The sequence below is a fragment of the Brunnivagina elsteri CCALA 953 genome (assembly GCF_002289455.1).
Classification (GTDB): Bacteria; Cyanobacteriota; Cyanobacteriia; order Cyanobacteriales; family Nostocaceae; genus Brunnivagina; species Brunnivagina elsteri.
Genome location: NZ_NTFS01000634.1, coordinates 1 through 2,467 on the forward strand (window position 1 = coordinate 1; position 2,467 = coordinate 2,467).

Here is a 2,467-nt window from a genome sequence, read left to right on the forward strand (position 1 = left end):
CATTTTAAATTGATTGTATATCTCGCTACAGATTTTTGTGATTTCCTTTTATTGAAAGAAACTTTGTGATTTACTGAAATTGTATAATTTACCCATAAAGTCGCGGATAGAACAAATCTGTATATTGTAGTGCAAACGACAGTATTGCTTTTTTTTCAGCAACAACCAGCATTCGCAGATGGGATAAGCAGAGCTTAATGCAAAACGGTATATCGCAATATTTATTGATGTCTTAAAATCAAAAATAGTTTCCACGATATCTGGAAAAATTAAAGTGAAAAATATTAACCCAGACTAGCTACAGAAAATAAATCCGAAATTGCCATGCTGTGTCTAAAATAACAGAGAAGTGTCAACAATTACTCTGTAAGGAGTGAATATGGTCTCAACTCCTACATCATTCTCCGATGTTCAAAATCACTGGGCACAGGGATTTATTGAAGCATTGGCAAAACTTAACATAGTTACGGGATTACCTAACGGTACATATCGTCCATATAATTCCGTTACCCGTGCCGAATATGCGGTAATTATCGCTAGGGCATTTACAAAAATTTCCAAAAAGCGACAATATACAGCTTTCCCCGATGTCCCCGCAAATTATTGGGCTGCATCAGCTATTCAAACAGCACAGGAAACAGGTTTTCTTAGTGGTTTCCCAGATAAGAAATTTCGTCCCGAAAATCGAATTTCTCGCTTAGAAGTCATCCTTTCCCTCGTATCTGGCTTAGAGATGGGACTAAAAATTAAACCAGAATTAGTAAATAGACTGCCGCAAATTTACCAAGATGCCAGAACAATTCCCACCTATGCAACCAATCAAATTGCGATCGCAACTTCTGCTGAATTAATCACCAGTCACCCTAATATCAAGCTCCTCAACTCAACCTTAGCTTCAACTCGTGCTGATGTTGCCGCATTCATCTATCAAGCTTTAGTTTACCTTGGGGAAACTCCGAAAATTCCCTCTAATTTTCTCATCTCAGTCAAACCCCCCGTAATTCCACCTCCACCAGTGGCATCTACAACCGTGCGGGTAAATCACCGTCGGGAATTTCGAGGTGCTTGGTTAACTTGTGTGTGGAATAGCGATTTTCCCTCAAAAGCTGGACTTTCCACAGAACAGCAAAAAGCCGAACTTGTGGAAATTATTACCCAACTGCAACAGTTAAATTTCAATGCCCTAATTTTACAGGTACGTCCCGAAGGTGATGCGGTTTACCAGTCAAAATTAGAACCTTGGAGTCAATGGATTACTGGAACCCAAGGTAAAGCACCCGAACCATTTTATGACCCCTTGGAGTTTGCCATTTCCGAATGTCGCAAGCGGAATATTGAGGTTCATGCTTGGTTTAATCCTTACCGTGCTAAAACCTCCATCAGACAAGGAAATCTTGCCCGTCCCCATATTGGACTTACCAACCCCGATGTTGTTTATCAATGGGGTAATCAACTATGGATGGACCCAGGGGCAAAGGTCGTTCAAGATAAAGCTTACAATGTCATTATGGACGTACTACAGCGCTACGACGTTGATGGTATCCATTTAGATGACTACTTTTATCCTTACCCCATCCAAGGACAATCCTTTCCTGATGGCAAAACCTATGGGGCGTACCGTAACGCTGGTGGTACATTAAGTTTGGGTGATTGGCGACGGGAAAATGTCAATCAAATGGTATTACGGCTTTCCCAAGGGATTAAAATAGCCAAGCCCCATGTAAAATTTGGCATCAGTCCATTTGGTATTTATCGACCAGGACAACCCGCCGGAATTATTGGTTTAGATGCTTTTGAGGTACTTTACGCCGACTCAAAAAAATGGCTGGAACAAGGTTGGATTGATTACATTGCACCGCAGCTATACTGGCGTACAGACCAACCCAAGCAAAGTTATCCAGCTTTGTTGAAATGGTGGACAGAGGTTAATCCGAAACAACGTCATATTTATGTGGGAAATAATATCGCCCAATTAGATGGGAAAGCTTGGAAAGATGAAGAAATTGTCAAACAGGTAAAAATCAGCCGTAATTTGGCGAATGATTTATCCTTGGGGAATATCTTTTTTAGCATGACTTCCATCAATGATAATCGCCAAGGTATTGCAGACACATTCAAAGGTTCTATCTACAATACACCAGCACTTGCCCCTACAATGTCATGGCGAAATGCCACACCTCCATCATTAGTAGGGGGATTGCAAGTAACTAACCGTCGTTTGAGTTGGAATCCCGCAGCAAGTAGTCAAGATGTTCGTTCTTGGACACTGTATCGAAAAACTGGGGATACATGGACACTGCAACGGGTACTGAGTCGTGGTACAAATTTTGCTACCGTGGAACCGGGAACCTATGCGGTGTGTTCAGTGGATCGGATGGCAAATGAGAGTATGGGTGTGGTGATTAAAGTGACTTGATTCCGCGATATACCCCGTATACATAAGTTGTCGAATTACCACACCCTAACC

1 protein-coding gene is annotated in these 2,467 nt (G+C 41.5%); it reads left to right on the forward strand.

The window, feature by feature from the left end; translation table 11 throughout:
• Positions 1-379 precede the first annotated feature (379 nt).
• Entirely contained in the window at positions 380-2,416 is a 2,037-nt protein-coding gene (locus tag CK510_RS29335; RefSeq protein WP_095724979.1) for a glycoside hydrolase family 10-like protein, read from the forward strand.
• The last annotated feature ends 51 nt before the right edge of the window (positions 2,417-2,467 follow it).

What these genes read in the sequence shown, in the direction of transcription:
- CK510_RS29335 (WP_095724979.1), top strand. Translation starts at nt 380, where the DNA reads ATGGTCTCAACTCCTACATCATTCTCCGATGTTCAAAATCACTGGGCA.